The sequence below is a fragment of the Nocardioides turkmenicus genome, from assembly GCF_011045035.1.
GTDB lineage: Bacteria > Actinomycetota > Actinomycetes > Propionibacteriales > Nocardioidaceae > Nocardioides > Nocardioides turkmenicus.
This window is the reverse complement of the sequence record NZ_JAALAA010000027.1, coordinates 25,274-41,818: the sequence shown is the minus strand read 5'-3', so window position 1 is coordinate 41,818 and position 16,545 is coordinate 25,274. Positions and strand designations below refer to the sequence as shown.

Here is a 16,545-nt window from a genome sequence, read left to right as displayed (position 1 = left end):
GTCCGGAACCGGCTCTAGAGTCGGAGTCGTGCCCCGCTCTCAGACACTCAGTCGCTCGCAGGCCCGCCGGATCGCGCTGGCGGCGCAGGGCTTCGCCGACAAGCCCCACACCACGCCCACGATGCGTACGTTCCAGCGCACGCTGGAGCGCACCGGGGTCCTCCAGGTCGACAGCGTCAACGTCCTGCAGCGTGCCCACTACATGCCGCTCTACAGCCGGATGGGGGCGTACGACACCGGGCTCCTGCACCGCGCCAGCAGGGGCCGTCGGGACCGGCGGATGGTCGAGTACTGGGCCCACGTGCAGGCGTTCATGCCGGTCGAGCTGTGGCCGCACATGCAGTGGCGGATGGACGACTACCGCGCCCAGAAGGGCTCCAAGTGGTGGGGGAGCGTGCCGGACGGGATGAAGGAGAAGGTGCTGGCGCTGGTCGCCGAGCAGGGGGCGCTCACCGCGCGCGAGGCGGCCAAGGCGCTCGACGACGCCGGGCCGCAGACCAAGGACCACTGGGGCTGGAACTGGTCCGACTCCCGCAAGACCCTCGACATCCTCTACATGTTCGGCGAGCTGGCGATCTCGCACCGCAACGACCAGTTCGAGGTCGCCTACGACCTGCCCGAGCGGGTCATCCCGCGGGTCCATCTCGACGCGCCGACGCCGTCGAGGGAGGAGGCCCACCTCGAGCTCGTACGCCGCGCCACCAGGTCCCACGGGGTCGGCACCGCCAAGGACATCGCCGACTACTTCCGGATGCGGGTGGACGACACCACACGCGCGCTGAACCAGCTCATCGACGCCGGCGAGGTGGAGCCGGTCGCGGTCGAGGGCATCCGCAAGCAGGCCTACCTCTACTCCGGCTCCCGCCTCCCGCGCCGGATCGACGCCCGCGCGCTGCTGAGCCCGTTCGACCCGCTGGTCTGGGAGCGGGAGCGCACCGAGGCGCTCTTCGACTTCTTCTACCGGATCGAGATCTACACCCCGGCCCCCAAGCGGATCCACGGCTACTACGTGCTCCCGTTCCTGCTCGGTGAGCACATCGTCGGCCGGGTCGACCTCAAGGCCGACCGCAAGAACCGGACGCTCCAGGTCAAGGGCGCCTTCGCGGAGCCCCACGCCCCGGCGGAGACCCCCGTGGAGCTGGCCGCCGAGCTCGAGCGGCTCGCCGGCTGGCTGGGCATGGACACGATCCAGGTCGAGCCCAAGGGCGACCTCGCGCCGGCCCTGATCACGGAGGTCGTCCGCTGAAGTCGCTGCGGTTCACCACGCGGGAGTCCGAGTCGCCGTGGGTCGACTCGGTGTGGACCTGCGCCAGCGACGGGGCCGAGACGATGACCTCGGTGGCCGCCAGCCGTTGGGGGCTGGTCTTCTGGGAGCAGAACGGGGTGGCGTACGCCTCGATCACCGGCCCCGAGACGGCCACCGGTCACGCCCCGGTGCCCGAGGGAGCCCGGTTCGTCGGCATCGAGTTCGCCCACGGCACGACGCTGCGGGCGATGCCCACCAGCGGGCTGGTCAACGGCGGCATCCTGCTCCCCGACGTGACGACCAGGGGGTTCCGCCTCGACGGCAGCCAGTGCGAGACGCCGAGCGCGGACGACGCCGAGGCCCTGGTCGACCGGCTCGTACGCGACGGCGTGATCCTCCGCGACCCGCTCGTCACGGGTGTGCTGCGCGGTGACCGGGCCGACGTCTCCGAGCGCACCGTGGAGCGCAGGTTCCGGGCGGCCACCGGCCTGACCCGTGGGGCGCTGCACCAGATCGACCGCGCCCGGGAGGCGGCGACGCTGCTCGCCACCGGGACGGCCACCGCCGACGTCGTCGCCAAGCTCGACTACTTCGACGAGCCCCACCTGGCCCGGGCCCTGCGGCGCTACGTCGGCCGGACCGCCGGGCAGCTGCGCGAGGGGTCCGGGGGAGCCATCGCGCTCGATCTCCCTCAGCCGACGGTGTAGACCAGCTTGACGACCCCGTTCGCGTAGGAGTCGCTGTCGGTGAGCGTCAGCTGCTGCTTGTCGCGGTCGGCGTCGCTGAACGGCCTCCGGCCCGCGCCGAGGAGCACCGGGAACATCAGCAGGTGGTAGCGGTCGACCAGGCCGGCGTCGGCGAGCCGCCGGGCGAGCTCGAGGCTGCCGTGGACGTAGAGCGACCCGCCTTCCTCCTTCTTCAGCGCGGCGACGTCCTCGTCCGAGCGCAGGATCGTCGTCGGCCCCCAGCCGTCGAGGAGATCCTTCTCCTCGAGCGTGGTCGACACGACGTACTTCGGCAGGTCGCGGTAGGCCGCGTGGTCCTCCGAGTCGCGCCACACCGGCGCGAAGATCTCGTAGCTGTGGCGTCCGAGCAGCAGGGCGGAGGTGTCCGCCATCTCCTCGCCCTTGAGGGCGAACGCCTCGGGCAGGAACTCCGTGGCCATCACCCAGCCGCCGCTGCGGTGTCCCTCGGCCTCGCTGCCGGGGGAGTCGGCCACGCCGTCCAGCGATACGAACCCGGTCCAGACGATGTCGCGCATGTGCTTCTCCTCGTGTCTTCCGTGCTTCTGAGCAAGCACCAACCTAGAGACGTACGGACCGGGCGTCTTGTACGAAACCGACAGGCCCGACCCGGTGCTCGGGCGAGCGGCCCGGAGATCGAGACCAGGTCGTTGTGGTCGTCGCCGTACGGTGACGACCGGCAGGTGGGTAGAGTGACCGTGCTATCTGTCTGCCGCTAGTAGGAGCCCGCCACCGTGGCAATTCTCGACAAGATCCTTCGCCTCGGCGAAGGCAAGATCCTTCGCGAGCTCGAGGCCATCTCGAAGGCCGTCAACGCGATCGAGGACGAGTTCGTCGCGATGAGCGATGACGAGCTGCGCGGGATGACCGACGAGTTCAAGCAACGCCTGGAGAACGGCGAGGACCTCGACGACATCATGGCCGAGGCGTTCGCCACCGTCCGTGAGGTCACCAAGCGCGTCCTGGGCCAGCGCCACTACGACGTCCAGATCCAGGGCGGCGCCGCGCTCCACCTCGGCAACATTGCCGAGATGAAGACCGGTGAGGGCAAGACCCAGACCGCGGTGCTCCCGGCCTACCTCAACGCGCTGGCCGGCAAGGGCGTCCACGTCGTCACCGTCAACGACTACCTGGCCAAGTACCAGTCCGAGGTCATGGGCCGCATCTACGGCTTCCTCGGCCTGTCCGTCGGCGTGATCCTGCCGCAGATGACCCCGGCCCAGCGCCGCGCGGCCTACAACTGCGACATCACCTACGGCACCAACAACGAGCTCGGCTTCGACTACCTGCGCGACAACATGGCCTCCTCGATGGAGGACCTGGTCCAGCGCGGCCACTTCTTCGCGATCGTCGACGAGGTCGACTCGATCCTCATCGACGAGGCCCGCACGCCGCTGATCATCTCGGGTCCCACCGAGGACGACGTGAAGTGGTACGACGAGTTCGCCGCGATCGCCAAGACCCTGGTCCGGGACGTCGACTACGAGGTCGACGAGAAGAAGCGCACGATCGCCGTGCTCGAGCGAGGCATCACCAAGGTCGAGGACCACCTCGGCATCGAGAACCTCTACGAGGCGGTCAACACCCCGCTGATCTCGTTCATGAACAACTCGATCAAGGCCAAGGAGCTGTTCCGCCGCGACAAGGAGTACGTCGTCGCCAACGACGAGGTCCTGATCGTCGACGAGCACACCGGCCGCATGCTCGCCGGTCGCCGCTACAACGACGGCCTGCACCAGGCGATCGAGGCCAAGGAGGGCGTGAAGGTCCGCGAGGAATACCAGACCCTTGCGAGCATCACCCTGCAGAACTACTTCCGCCTCTACGAGAAGCTCTCCGGCATGACCGGTACGGCCATGACCGAGGAGTCGGAGTTCGACAAGATCTACAAGCTCGGCGTGGTCCCGATCCCGACCAACAAGCCGATGATCCGCAAGGACCAGCCCGACCTCGTCTACCGCACCGAGGTGGCGAAGTACGAGGCCGTCGCCGACGACATCGTCGAGCGCCACAAGAAGGGCCAGCCGGTGCTGGTCGGCACCGTGTCGGTCGAGAAGTCCGAATACCTCGGCAACATCCTCAAGAAGCGCGGTGTCCCGCACACCGTCCTCAACGCGAAATACCACGCCGACGAGGCCAAGATCGTCGCACTGGCCGGTCACAAGGGCGCCGTCACCGTCGCCACCAACATGGCCGGTCGAGGCACCGACATCATGCTCGGTGGATCCGTCGACTTCCTCGCCGACCAGGAGCTCCGCAAGCAGGGCCTGGAGCCCACGGGCGAGACCGCCGAGGCGTACGAGCAGGCCTGGGCGTCGACCGTCGAGCGGATCAAGGAGCAGGTCGCGGCCGAGCACGAGGAGGTCACCAAGCTGGGTGGTCTCTACGTCCTCGGCACCGAGCGCCACGAGTCCCGGCGTATCGACAACCAGCTGCGCGGTCGTTCCGGCCGTCAGGGTGACCCGGGCGAGTCCCGCTTCTACCTGTCGCTGGAGGACGACCTGATGCGCCTGTTCAAGGGCGAGTGGGTCGACCGCATCCTGACCACCCTGAAGATCCCCGACGACGTGCCGATCGAGGCCAAGTCGGTGACCAAGTCGATCGCCAACGCGCAGACCCAGGTCGAGGGCCAGAACTTCGAGTCCCGCAAGAACGTCCTCAAGTACGACGACGTCATGGACCGCCAGCGCAAGGTGATCTACGCCGAGCGCCGCGAGGTGCTCGAGGGCGCCGACCTCGAGGAGCAGATCCGGGGCTTCATCGACGACGTCGTCACCGGCGTCGTCACCGGAGCGACCCAGGACTACGCCGAGGAGTGGGACCTCGACCAGCTGTGGACCGACCTCAAGCAGATCTGGCCGGTCTCGGTCGACCCGAAGAAGCTGATCGCGGACGCCGGTGGCAGCAAGGACGACCTCGACCGCCAGGAGCTCATCGAGATCCTCAAGAAGGACGCCCAGGAGGCCTACGACCGCCGCGAGGAGGAGATCGGCTCCGAGGGCATGCGTGAGGTCGAGCGTCAGGTCGTCCTCTCGGTGCTGGACCGCAAATGGCGCGAGCACCTCTACGAGATGGACTACCTGCGCGAGGGCATCGGGCTGCGGGCCTACTCGCAGCGCGACCCGCTGGTGGAATACCAGCGCGAGGGCTTCGACATGTTCACCGCGATGATGGACGGCATCAAGGAGGCTGCGGTCGGTTACCTGTTCAACCTGGAGGTCCAGGTCGAGCAGGCAGAGCCGGAGTTCCACTACCACCCCGACGGCACCCGTCACGCCGGTCCGATGCACGAGGGCGCGCTCGCCGAGCCGCCGGTCGGCGTCGGCCAGGCCGGTGGCCTCCAGGACATCTCCGCCGCTCTGAAGGCCGAGGCGGCCAAGGCTTCGGCCAGCGCGCCGCAGGTCACCGCGAAGGGCCTGCAGAAGCCGTCGGCGCCCAAGCACCTGGCCTTCTCCGGCCCGGACGAGCAGGGCCAGGCCGAGGCGCGGGGAGCCACCGTCACCAACGCCGACGACCCGTACGCCAAGGTCGGCCGCAACGAGCAGTGCCCGTGCGGCTCGGGCAAGAAGTTCAAGCAGTGCCACGGCCGCCCCGGCGGCCCGACCGGCCTCACCACCCGCGTCAACGGCTGAGGCGACTCGTCAGACACCTGGCGGAGCGCTGTACGTAGCAGGTACGTACAGCGCTCCGCTGTGTCACGTGTACGGCCCGAAGTTGAGGACCGTACAGATCCAGCTCTCCCCGCTCTGCTCGAAGCGGAGGGCCATCGCGCGGTAGCCGTGGCCGTACTTGATCGTGGCGGTGGCCTCGACGATGGTGTCGGTGACGACGTGGAGGTGCCATCGGTAGACACGAGGGCGGACCGGCTGCTGGCGGCCGGTGCCGGGCTCGTACGCCCCGCTCCGAGCGGTCAGGGCGGCCCGGTACCGCAGGTCGGCGACGACCTCCTTGGTCGTCCATCGCACCAGCTGGCTCGCCGGTCGGTCCCCACCGACGACCTCCGCGATCTTCTGGGCGAACTGCGGGATCCACCCGGTGAGATGGCCGCGGGCGGGGACGATGGGAATCGGCTCGGCCAGCAGACCGTCGTCGTCTTCTGGTGGATCCGGCTGTGGTGGGTCCAGCCGAGGCTGGAGCTCGAAGGCGAGCATGCCCTGGACCTCGGCCAGGGGCACCTTGTCAGAATCGGGTTCCCGAGATGGTTGAGCGCTCATGGGCGCAAACTCCTTTCGAAGCAGTCAACCTCCTCTTACCCCAATCTTCCGGTTCTAAACCGACGGGTAACCAGAGGTGCTGCTGTGACGAAAGAAGCAGGAGCGACTACGTCGCCTGGTCGTCGTAGGGAGGCTTTTCGCCGGCGAGGAGAGGCTTGGGTGCCTTGGCGCGCGCCTCTTCCTCCTCGATGTCGGCGAGGGCCTCCTGGATCTGCCTGCTGACGATCCGACGGGGGTCGAGATCGCGTAGCTCGAGGTCCTGGTAGGCGGGCCCGAGCTCTCCGCGCAGGTCGTCGCGCGCGTTGTTGGCCAGGTTGCGCACCTGGTGGAGGAGGCGGGCGATCTGCCGTGCCATGTCGGGGATCTTGTCCGGCCCGAAGACCAGGATGGCGATCACGACGATGACGGCAAGCTCCGCGAAGCCGATGCCGAACACGCGCCGAACCTACAGGGTCAGAGCTTGGAGGTGGGAGTGAGGCCCAGCTGCATGCCCGCGAGGCCGCGTCCGCGACCCGAGATCGTACGCGCCACCTCGGCCAGGACCTTGGCCGACTCCGCGGTCGGGTCGGCCTCGACGATCGGCTTCCCGGCGTCGCCCGCCTCGCGCAGCGTCTGCTCCAGCGGCACCTGGCCGAGCAGCGGAACCTTCGAGCCGAAGCGCTGGGAGAGGGTGTCGGCGACCCGCTGGCCACCGCCGGAGCCGAAGACCTCCATCTTGGAGCCGTCGGGCAGGACGAGCCAGGACATGTTCTCCACGACGCCGACGACGCGCTGGTGCATCATCTCGGCCATCGTGCCGGCCCGCTCGGCCACCTCGGCGGCAGCCTCCTGCGGGGTGGTGACCACGACGATCTCGGCGTTGGGCAGGTGCTGGCCGAGCGAGATCGCCACGTCGCCGGTGCCCGGGGGCAGGTCGAGCAGCAGCGCGTCGAGGTCGCCCCAGTAGACGTCGGAGAGCATCTGGACCAGGGCCCGGTCGAGCATCGGGCCGCGCCAGGCGACGACCTGGTCGCGGCGGGGCTTGAGCATCCCGATCGAGATCACGCTCACGCCGGAGGCGGTCGGCACCGGCATGATCAGGTCGTCGACCTGGGTCGGCCGGGAGTCGGCCACGCCCAGCATCGCGGGGACCGAGTGGCCGTAGATGTCGGCGTCGACGATGCCGACCTTGAGGCCCTGCTTGGCCAGCGCGACGGCCAGGTTGACCGTGACCGACGACTTGCCGACACCGCCCTTGCCCGACGCGATCGCGAAGACCTTGGTCAGCGAACCCGGCTGGGCGAAGGGGATCTCCCGCTGCGCCTGGCCGCCGGTGAGCGACTCACGCATCGCCGTACGCTGCTCGTTGGACATCACGCCGAGCTCGAGCTCGACGCCGGTGACGCCGTCGACCTTCTCCAGCGCGGCCGTGGTGTCCCGGTTGATCGTGTCCTTGAGCGGACAGCCCGCGACGGTCAGCAGCACCTTGGCGTGCACGACGCCGGCGTCGTCGATCGAGACGGAGTCGACCATCCCCAGCTCGGTGATGGGACGTTTGATCTCCGGGTCCTGGACGGTCGCCAGAGCTGCGTTGACACGGTCGAGAAGCGGGCTACTCACGGTATGCAAGCCTACGTCGTGCGTGGGGACTCTCCCGCATCGACCGAGTGCTGGTCGGTGAGATCGCGCTGTCGGTCGCGCTCGTCGAGCTCCTCGAGGAGCAGGCGGAGCTCGGAGCGGAGGTAGTCGCGGGTGGCGACCTCGCCGAGGGCCATCCGCAGCGAGGCGGTCTCGCGGGCGAGGAACTCCATGTCGGCCTTGGACTGCGAGGCGATGCGGCGGTCCTGCTCGGCGATCGCCCGGTCACGGTCCTCCTGGCGGTTCTGCGCGAGCAGGATGAGCGGTGCGGCGTACGAGGCCTGCAGGCTCAGCGCGAGGGTCAGGAAGATGAACGGGAACTGGTCGAAGCGCCACTCCTGGGGCGCGAGGGTGTTCCAGGCGACCCAGATGAGCACGACCATCGTCATCCAGGCGATGAACCGGGCGGTGCCCATGTAACGGGCGAAGGCCTCGGCGAAGGAGCCGAAGGCGTCGGCGCGGAAGGTGGGCCTCCGGACCAGCGGGCGGCGCAGCTCGCGCGGGGTGTCGAGGCGGCCGCGAGCGGCGCGTGCGTCAGCCACGACGCACCATCTCCGGGGTGATCACCTTGTTCGGCCGGGTGTCGGGACGGGTGTCGGGGCGCGGCTCGGTGGCCGACTCCTGGCGGGCGAGCTTCTCGCGCCAGTTCTCCGGGAGCAGGTGGTCGAGCAGGTCGTCGACGGTCACCGCGCCGGCGAGATGGCCGTTCTCGTCGACGACGGGGGCCGCCACCAGGTTGTAGGTCGCCAGGTGGGCCGCGACCTGCTCGGTGCTGTCCTCGGGACGCAGCGGCTCGAGGGACTCGTCGAGCGCGCCCGCGACGAGCGTCGACGGTGGCTCGCGCAGCAGGCGCTGGATGTGGGCGATGCCGAGGAACTTGCCGGTCGGCGTCTCGAGCGGCGGACGGCAGACGTAGACCAGGGCGGCCTGGGCCGGGGTCAGGTCGGGGTTGCGTACGAGCGCGAGCGCGTCGGCGATCGTCGCGTCCGGGCCGACGATGACCGGCTCGGGGGTCATCATCGAACCGGCGGTGTCCTCCTCGTAGGACATCAGCCGGAGGACGTCCTTGGCGTCCTCCGGCTGCATCAGGTCGAGGAGCAGGGTGGCGGTCTCCTCGGGCAGCTCGGCGATGAGGTCGGCGGCGTCGTCGGGCGACATCTCCTCGAGCACGTCGGCGGCACGCTCGGAGTCCAGGGCCCGCACGATGGCGACCTGATCGTCCTCGGGAAGCTCCTCGAGCACCTCGGCGAGGCGCTCGTCGTCGAGAGCCGCGATGACCTGTCGCTGGCGCTCGGGCGGCAGCTCGTGGATCATCGTCGCGGCATCGGCCGGGCGCATCTCGTGGATCGCCTGCACCAGGTGGGTCGCGGCCTGGGTGGGGGAGCGGCGGGCCAGGCCCTCGACGTCGTCCCACTCGATCACGTGGGTCTGGCCGCGACGACGCAGCCCCTTGGACGGCTCCTGCACGGCCACCCGGGAGAGCAGCCAGTCGCGGTTGCGGGCCTGCTCCATGCCGACGTCGTAGACCGTCCCGGACACGCCGGTCGAGCGGATCGTGACCTGCCGGTCGAACATCTGGCCGATGACAAGGGTCTCGGTCGAGCGCTGCTGGAAGCGGCGCATGTTGAGAAGGCCGGTCGTGTAGATCTGGCCGGAGTCGATGCTCGTCACCCGGGTCATCGGCACGAAGATGCGCCGGCGCCCGAAGACCTCGACGACCAGGCCCAGCACACGCGGCTGCCGGGCGTCGGATCTGACCGTGACCACGAGATCTCGCACCTTGCCGACCTGCTCACCGAGCGGGTCGAAGATCGGAAGGCCGACCAGGCGTGCCGCGTACACGCGGTTGGGCGAGGTGCTCACGTCGCAACGTTATGACATGTGGCCCAGCAGGTCGCTCCGACGCTCATGCGGTGGCACGGCAGGCAAGCGCTGACAGTAAATTCGATGACCTATCCGAACCGCGCCGCCCGGGGTCGGCGATCTGACCTGAGGCCTGTGTTACAAAAGTGTCCAATGTGACCAGTGTTATCGGTCACCGCCGCAGGGAGAGGGGCCCGGCCGGATGCGTACACAATCTCGAGCAACGTCTCGCGGGGGTCGGGTGGCCAAGATCCTGCTCTCCGCGGGCCTCGCCATCGGTCTTCTCGGCGGCGCGCTCGTCGCCGTGCACGACTCGTCGACGACGCCTGCGACGGACCTCGAGACCGTCGCCTACTCGCCGCCGCGCTACCGGATGGTGCAGGCGAACATCAAGGCCGGCATGGGCACGGCGAGGTTCAAGCAGGACGTACGCAGCATCCTCGGCACCGCGCCCGACTTCGTCACCTACAACGAGGTGAACGGCCGCCGGACCGCGGATCTCGAGCCGGGGCGCTACCGCGTCTGGCGCAAGAGCGGCGACCCCTACAAGTCGGCGACCGCCGTCGCCTGGGACAACGACAGGTGGGCTGCGACCTCGAAGGGCATCCACCAGATCAGCAACAAGCTCGGCAAGCCCGCCGACCAGCGGCTGCACTGGGGGATCAGGTACGCCAACTGGGTCACCCTCGAGAACCGCGCCACCGGTCGCAACATCTCCGTGGTCGCGGTGCACTTCGCGCCGAAATCCAGGTACTACGGCGACCTGGTCCGTCCCTCGGCGCGTGCGCTGAACGTGCTCGTCAAGGCGCTGGCCGGGCGCGGCCCGGTGATGGTCGGCGGCGATCTGAACGTGCAGTACGACGGCTCGCGCTACCCGCGCGACATCTTCGCCGCGAAGCACCTGATCCCGACCTACGACGTCACTCAGCAGGCGCTGATCACGCACGGCCGGGCCTCGACCATCGACTACGTGCTCGCCCGCGGGATCGCGCGGTTCGCCACCGGCAACCAGCGCGCCTTCGGCCTCGAGTCGGACCACAACGCGGTCCGGGTCGACTTCTCGCCGCTGCCGGTCACCTCGACGGCGGGCTCGGGCCGGGTCCGGTTCGGGCCTGGTGTCGTGGTCACCGACCCGGGACTGAGCGCCGCCGAGGAGCAGAGCGTGCTGCGTACGGTGCTGAAGGCGGTCAACAGCGCCCCGCGAGGTCAGGTCGTCCACCTGGCCACTCGGACGCTGACCAACGACCGGGTGGTGCGGGCGCTGAAGCGGGCGAAGTCCCGTGGAGCGAAGGTCCAGGTCGTGACCGCGGAGAAGACCACCACCGCCCAGATGCGCTCGCTGCAGCGCGTCCTCGGCAAGGACGTGAACAAGGACAGCTGGGCCGTGGCGCGGCCGCGCGGCTACGACCGTGCCGGTCTGCGGGCGACCGTGCTGCTGGTCAGCCGGACCGGCGCCACCCCGGCGTTCGCGTTCAGCTCCAGCACCCAGATGTCCGCCCTGGCCGGCACCGGGAAGCGGTCGGGCTACGTGAGCGTCACCAAGGCGTCGTACGACAAGCTCTTCAGGCCGTTCTTCTCGGCTGTCGGACGGAAGGTCTGAGGGTCGTAGGATCGCGGTGTGGCGGGTGTCACCTGTCCTTGGTGGTTACTGATTGGTAACCTGCCCTCGTCCGCCGATATGAGGAGTAGAGCATGGGTCGCCTTGCCGAGACCGAGGGTCTCACCGACATCCAGGAAGAGATCCTGAAGACCGTTCGTCAGTTCGTGGACGAGAAGGTCATCCCGGTGGCCCAGGAGCTGGAGCACGCCGATGAGTATCCGACCGAGATCGTGGAGGGTCTCAAGGAGCTCGGCATCTTCGGCCTGATGATCCCGGAGGAGTACGGCGGCCTGGGCGAGTCGCTGCTGACGTACGCGCTGTGCGTCGAGGAGATCGCGCGCGGCTGGATGTCGGTCTCGGGTGTCATCAACACCCACTTCATCGTGGCCTACATGCTGATGCAGCACGGCACCGAGGAGCAGAAGCAGAAGTACCTGCCGAAGATGGCGACCGGTGAGGTACGCGGCGCGTTCTCGATGTCCGAGCCGGGTCTCGGCTCCGACGTGAGCGCGGTGTCCACCAAGGCGACCAAGCTGGCCGACGGTTCCTACGAGATCACCGGCCAGAAGATGTGGCTGACCAACGGCGGCTCCTCGACGCTGGTCGCGGTGCTGACCAAGACCGACGAGGGCGCCGACTCGGTCTACAAGAACATGACCACCTTCCTGGTGGAGAAGACCCCGGGCTTCGGCGAGACCGCCCAGGGCGTGACCGTGCCCGGCAAGATCGACAAGATGGGCTACAAGGGCATCGACACGACCGAGATGATCTTCGAGGGTCACAAGATCTCGGCCGACCAGATCCTCGGCGGTGTCCCCGGCAAGGGCTTCTTCCAGATGATGGACGGCGTCGAGGTCGGCCGCGTCAACGTCGCCGCTCGCGCCTGCGGCCTGGCGATCCGCGGCTTCGAGCTCGGCATCGCGTACGCCCAGCAGCGCCAGACCTTCGGCAAGAAGATCGCCGAGCACCAGGCGATCCTGTTCCGTCTCGCGGAGATGGGCACCAAGGTCGAGGTCTCCCACAACATGATGGTCCGCGCCGCGCGCCTGAAGGACACCGGCAAGCGGATGGACGTCGAGGCCGGGATGGCCAAGATGGTCGCCTCGGAGTACGCCAACGAGGTCGTCGAGGACTCCTTCCGGATCCACGGCGGCTACGGCTACTCCAAGGAGTACGAGATCGAGCGGCTCATGCGCGAGGTCAAGTTCATGCTCATCGGCGAGGGCACCAGCGACATCCAGAAGATGATCATCGGCCGTTCGCTCCTCAAGGACTACAAGTCCTGACCCTTCCGCCGACCCTTCCGGCGAATCTGTAGAAGTGGGCGACGAAACTGTGGTTTCGTCGCCCACTTCTGCTGTCTCGGCCGTTCGTCAGCGGGCGGGGTCCGCGTCGAGGGTCGCGTTGTGGCGGCGGTTCGTGGCGATCAGCTCGTCGAGCACGTCGCGGGTCTGGAGCAGGTCCTCGATGTGGGCGCTGAGCCGGTCGCGCTCGCTGACCATCGTCTCGAAGGCCGCCTCGGAGGTGCCGGTGCTCGGCCGGTCGACGCAAGGGAGGACCTCGCCGATCGTACGGCTCGCCGACGCCGACCCGGCGACCTACACCGGCGGCGATGCCGGCTTCGTCGACCTCCCCACCCATCACCAGGTCGCCTGACGCGCCTCGACCCGGCCCCCGACGCCGAATCTGCAGTTGTGGGCGACGAAAGTAGACCTTCGTCGCCCACGACTGCGGTCTCGTCCGGAAAAACCGAGGATTCGTCGGGGTGGGTGTCGTAGGTTGGTCGATACCCGAGCAACGACTCAGCAATGCCGATGTAGGGGGAGCGATGACCAACGACGATCTCAAGGCCAAGATGCGCGAGGCGCTGGAGAAGAAGAACAACCACGAGCACGCACACGCCGAGAGCGCCGGGGCCAAGGAGAAGGCGCACGGGTCCGAGGTCGTCGGTGGCGCGCCGAAGATGCATCGCCGCAAGGCGGGCGGCGGCGGCTCCTGACGCTACGATGCCCCTCTCGGGGGTGTCGGGTCGGTCTGGTCGAGAGGCAATGAGAAGTTGGCGCGCCGCGTAGTGCTCCATGTCGGGGCGATGAAGTCGGGGACGACGTACCTGCAGGGTGCTCTGTACAAGAACAAGGCGCTCCTTGCGGAGCGCGGGTTCCTGGTCCCCGGCGCGCGCTGGCGCAACCAGATCGAGGCCGTGCTCGACGTGAAGGGCCGGCGTGCCCATCCCGAGGGCGACTCGGTCGCCGGCGCCTGGGACCGTCTGGTCGCCGAGGTCGACGAGTGGGACGGCACCGCGCTGATCTCCGTCGAGCTGCTCGCGCCGGCCGGCCCGGAGACTGTCGAGCGGGTGGCCACGAGCTTCGCCGGCGTGACCCCCGAGATCGTCCTCTCGCTGCGTGACATCAACCGGCAGATCCCGTCGATGTGGCAGGAGCTCATCCAGAACGGCATGGACTGGACCTGGGCGGAGTTCCTCAGCGCGGTCAACAAGAGCCGCCCGGGCTCGCCCGAGCGCCGCCACACCAAGCCCGGCAAGCGGTTCTGGTCCGAGCAGGACATGGTCGGCATCGCCCGACGCTGGGGCCAGGCCGGGCCTCTCCACCTGGTCACCGTGCCGCCCCCGGGCAGCCCGGCGACGCTGCTGCTGGAGCGCTTCGGGGCGGCGATGGGCTTCGACCCCGAGGGGATGCAGAGCCCGCCGCCGAAGAACACCTCGCTCGGCGCCGCGACCGTCGAGGTGCTGCGCGGCCTCAATGCGGAGCTCGACCGGCGCGGCCTGGCCTACCCGGCGGCGATGGGCCTGCGCAAGCACACCCTCGGCAAGCGCCTGATGCCGGCGCTCACGGCCGACGATCCGCGTATCGGGCTCCAGGCCCCACGCTGGACGCAGGCGTTCACACGCGACCAGGCCGCGGAGCTCCGCGGTCTGGACGCCACCATCCACGGGGATCTCGACGACCTGGCCCCCGTGGACGTACGCGGGATCGACCCGCGCAAGGTCACCGACAAGCAGGTCCGAGACGCCGCCGTCGCTTCCTATGCGGCGCTGCGCAAGGATCTCGACAAGAAGCTCGCCGACCCGACCATTCCTGGTGAGGCCATCGACCCGGGGGAGGGCCGCAAGGCTCCGGCGCGCGCCGTCTCCGCCCTGGCCGACCTCGTCGAGTGGTCCGTTCGGCGAGAGGAGCTGGTCCGTACGTAGGGCCGGAAGACAAGCGGGGGAATTCTTTGTCAAGCAGCTGGAGTCTGCGCCGTCGGCGCAGGCCCGCCGACGAGGCGCGCGACACGACGGTCGCGACGCCGCGGATCGCGGTGCTCACGATCGCACGCGACGAGGGCGAGATGCTCGCCCGCTGGGTCGACCACTACGGCCGACAGGCAGGTCACGAGAACCTGATCGTCTTCGACGACGGGTCGACCGACGGTTCGACCGACGGCCTGGCGTGCACGGTCCAGCACCTGCCCGGCTTCCGGAAGGGCAACTTCGAGGCCGGCCGGATGGGCCTGGCCAGCGGGGTGGCCCACGGCCTCCTCGGCATCTACGACGTGGTCATCTTCACCGACGTCGACGAGTTCCTCATCCCCGACCCGGCGAGGTACGCCGACCTCTCGGACTACCTCGCCCGGCGGCCCGAACGGGTGATCGCCCCGTTCGCCCTCAACGTCATTCACCACACCGCGGTCGAGGGACCGCTGATCGACGGCAAGCCGATCCTCGGCCAGCGGGCGTACGCCCAGTTCGCGCCGTTGATGTGCAAGCCGTCGGTCAAGCGCGTTCCGGCCGCCTGGACGTCCGCCTCCCACGGGATCAAGGCGCCCTACGTGCCCGACCCAGGGCTGTTCATGGTCCACATGAAGTTCGCCGACGTGGACCTGCTCCGGCGCCAGGCCGACCGGCGCAACGAGCTCGCCAGGACGGTGGGCCGTGGCAAGGGCAGCTCGTGGGGGCGCTCCGGTGACGATCTCGCCGATCTGCTGACCGCAGCGACTGCCTCGGTGACCGGAGACGTCGAGGAGTTCGACCCGGCCTCGGTGCTGCCCGCCAGGCTCGTCCGCGAGGAGGACGGGGTGCATCGGGCCGTCGGTCCGGGCCACATCGACAACCTCCGCAACCAGCCGCTGCTACGCATCCCGGAACGCCTCCACGGGATCGTCTGAGCTAGGTTACCCTCCGGTAATACACGCATCGCGAGACACCGACGAGAGGCCGCAGATGAGCAAGACCAACCCCGGCAACTTCTTCGAGGACTTTCAGGTCGGCCAGGTCATCGAGCACGCCACGCCGCGGACGGTGACCGAGGGCGACCGGGCTGCGTACGGCTCGCTCTACCCGACCCGCTTCGCGGTGCCCTCGAGTGCAGCCTTCGCTGCCTCTGTCGGTCTGGACGCGCATCCGATGGAGGAGCTGATCGGCTTCCACATCGCCTTCGGCAAGACCGTCCCGGACGTGTCGCTGAACGCGGTCGCCAACCTCGGCTACGCCGAGTGCCGCTTCCACCAGCCGGTGGTGCCGGGCGATACGCTCTCGACGAAGTCCGAGGTCATCGGTCTCAAGCAGAACTCCAACGGCAAGTCCGGGGTCGTCTACGTACGCTCCACCGCGACCAACCAGCGCGGCGAGGTCGCGATCGACTGGGCGCGCTGGGTGATGGTGCACAAGCGTGACCAGGCGGCTGCCGCCCCCGAGACCGTGATCCCGGAGCTGGCCAAGGCGGTCGACGCGAAGAACCTGATCGTGCCGAAGGGCCTCGACTTCTCCTCCTACGACTTCACCGCCGCCGGGGAGCCGCACCGGCTCGGCGACTACGAGGTCGGCGAGAAGATCGACCACGTCGACGGCGTCACCCTGACCGAGTCCGAGCACCAGCAGGCCACCCGGCTGTGGCAGAACACCGCGAAGGTGCACTTCAACGTCGAGGCGCGGCCTGACGGTCGCAACCTCGTCTACGGCGGCCACATCATCTCCCTGGCCCGCGCGCTGTCGTTCAACGGTCTCGCCAACGCCCAGCTGATCGCCGCGATCAACGCCGGTGCGCACACGTCGCCGGCCTTCGCGGGCGACACCGTCTACGCCTGGTCGGAGGTGCTCGACCGGGTCGAGACCGACGCCCCCGGCGTCGGCGCCCTTCGGTTGCGCCTGGTCGCCACCAAGGGCCGCGACGAGTCGATGACCCTGCGCGGCGAGGACGGCAAGTACGCCCCCGGGGTCCTGCTCGACCTCGACTACTGGGCGCTCATCCCGGCGTAAGGAGCTCC

The 16,545-nt window shown here is 68.9% G+C and carries 17 protein-coding genes; 10 read left to right on the top strand and 7 right to left on the bottom strand.

Features of this window, described 5'->3' with window-relative positions:
• The first annotated feature begins 28 nt into the window (after positions 1-28).
• Entirely contained in the window at positions 29-1,246 is a 1,218-nt protein-coding gene (locus G5C66_RS23185) for a DNA glycosylase AlkZ-like family protein (protein WP_165113579.1), read from the top strand.
• Between the two features lie 83 nt (positions 1,247-1,329).
• Positions 1,330-1,953, top strand: coding sequence for a helix-turn-helix domain-containing protein (locus G5C66_RS23180; RefSeq protein ID WP_165113612.1), 624 nt, complete (start codon positions 1,330-1,332; stop codon positions 1,951-1,953).
• On the opposite strand, the gene G5C66_RS23175 is transcribed toward G5C66_RS23180, so the two are convergent.
• Positions 1,938-2,507, bottom strand: coding sequence for a dihydrofolate reductase family protein (locus G5C66_RS23175; protein ID WP_165113577.1), 570 nt, complete (start codon positions 2,505-2,507; stop codon positions 1,938-1,940). The two genes, G5C66_RS23180 and G5C66_RS23175, sit on opposite strands and share 16 nt — an antisense overlap.
• A 216-nt stretch (positions 2,508-2,723) precedes the next feature.
• Here G5C66_RS23175 and secA point away from each other — a divergent pair, with 216 nt between their 5' ends.
• Complete coding sequence (gene secA / locus G5C66_RS23170) at positions 2,724-5,621, top strand: preprotein translocase subunit SecA (RefSeq protein ID WP_165113575.1); 2,898 nt, start codon at positions 2,724-2,726, stop codon at positions 5,619-5,621.
• Positions 5,622-5,684: 63 nt separating this feature from the next.
• Here secA and G5C66_RS23165 read toward each other — a convergent pair whose 3' ends face one another.
• The 5 genes from G5C66_RS23165 to G5C66_RS23145 form a co-directional block, all read right to left on the bottom strand.
• Positions 5,685-6,164, bottom strand: coding sequence for an Rv3235 family protein (locus tag G5C66_RS23165; protein WP_165113573.1), 480 nt, complete (start codon positions 6,162-6,164; stop codon positions 5,685-5,687).
• A 145-nt stretch (positions 6,165-6,309) separates the two neighbouring features.
• Positions 6,310-6,639 (bottom strand): sec-independent translocase, encoded by a 330-nt coding sequence (locus tag G5C66_RS23160; protein ID WP_008364136.1) that lies wholly within the window; start codon positions 6,637-6,639, stop codon positions 6,310-6,312.
• Between the two features lie 17 nt (positions 6,640-6,656).
• Positions 6,657-7,802 (bottom strand): P-loop NTPase, encoded by a 1,146-nt coding sequence (locus G5C66_RS23155; RefSeq protein ID WP_165113571.1) that lies wholly within the window; start codon positions 7,800-7,802, stop codon positions 6,657-6,659.
• An 11-nt stretch (positions 7,803-7,813) separates the two neighbouring features.
• Positions 7,814-8,362: a DUF1003 domain-containing protein gene (locus tag G5C66_RS23150; RefSeq protein ID WP_165113569.1), complete on the bottom strand. Its 549-nt coding sequence runs from the start codon at positions 8,360-8,362 to the stop codon at positions 7,814-7,816.
• Positions 8,355-9,683 carry a magnesium transporter MgtE N-terminal domain-containing protein gene (locus tag G5C66_RS23145; RefSeq protein WP_165113567.1) on the bottom strand — a complete coding sequence of 443 codons (1,329 nt, stop codon included), beginning with the start codon at positions 9,681-9,683 and terminating at the stop codon, positions 8,355-8,357. The genes G5C66_RS23150 and G5C66_RS23145 overlap by 8 nt, the downstream gene beginning before the upstream one ends.
• A 241-nt stretch (positions 9,684-9,924) precedes the next feature.
• Between G5C66_RS23145 and G5C66_RS23140 the strand changes: the two genes are divergently transcribed.
• A complete protein-coding gene (locus G5C66_RS23140) occupies positions 9,925-11,283 on the top strand; it encodes an endonuclease/exonuclease/phosphatase family protein (RefSeq protein WP_165113565.1) in 1,359 nt (452 codons plus the stop codon).
• Between the two features lie 92 nt (positions 11,284-11,375).
• Entirely contained in the window at positions 11,376-12,569 is a 1,194-nt protein-coding gene (locus G5C66_RS23135; protein ID WP_165113563.1) for an acyl-CoA dehydrogenase family protein, read from the top strand.
• An 87-nt stretch (positions 12,570-12,656) separates the two neighbouring features.
• Here G5C66_RS23135 and G5C66_RS26625 read toward each other — a convergent pair whose 3' ends face one another.
• Positions 12,657-12,785, bottom strand: a complete 129-nt coding sequence (locus tag G5C66_RS26625; RefSeq protein ID WP_277602228.1) for a hypothetical protein — start codon at positions 12,783-12,785, stop codon at positions 12,657-12,659.
• Between G5C66_RS26625 and G5C66_RS25640 the strand changes: the two genes are divergently transcribed.
• The 5 genes from G5C66_RS25640 (at position 12,751) to G5C66_RS23110 (ending at position 16,537) form a co-directional block, all read left to right on the top strand.
• Positions 12,751-12,939 carry a hypothetical protein gene (locus G5C66_RS25640; RefSeq protein ID WP_206444472.1) on the top strand — a complete coding sequence of 63 codons (189 nt, stop codon included), beginning with the start codon at positions 12,751-12,753 and terminating at the stop codon, positions 12,937-12,939. The two genes, G5C66_RS26625 and G5C66_RS25640, sit on opposite strands and share 35 nt — an antisense overlap.
• A 172-nt stretch (positions 12,940-13,111) precedes the next feature.
• On the top strand, positions 13,112-13,282 hold the full coding sequence (locus G5C66_RS23125; RefSeq protein WP_165113561.1) for a DUF5302 domain-containing protein: 171 nt from the start codon (positions 13,112-13,114) through the stop codon (positions 13,280-13,282).
• Positions 13,283-13,339: 57 nt separating this feature from the next.
• Positions 13,340-14,491 (top strand): hypothetical protein, encoded by a 1,152-nt coding sequence (locus G5C66_RS23120; RefSeq protein WP_165113559.1) that lies wholly within the window; start codon positions 13,340-13,342, stop codon positions 14,489-14,491.
• Between the two features lie 26 nt (positions 14,492-14,517).
• Positions 14,518-15,447, top strand: coding sequence for a glycosyltransferase family 2 protein (locus G5C66_RS23115; protein ID WP_165113557.1), 930 nt, complete (start codon positions 14,518-14,520; stop codon positions 15,445-15,447).
• Positions 15,448-15,502: 55 nt separating this feature from the next.
• On the top strand, positions 15,503-16,537 hold the full coding sequence (locus G5C66_RS23110; protein WP_165113555.1) for a MaoC family dehydratase: 1,035 nt from the start codon (positions 15,503-15,505) through the stop codon (positions 16,535-16,537).
• Positions 16,538-16,545 lie beyond the last annotated feature (8 nt).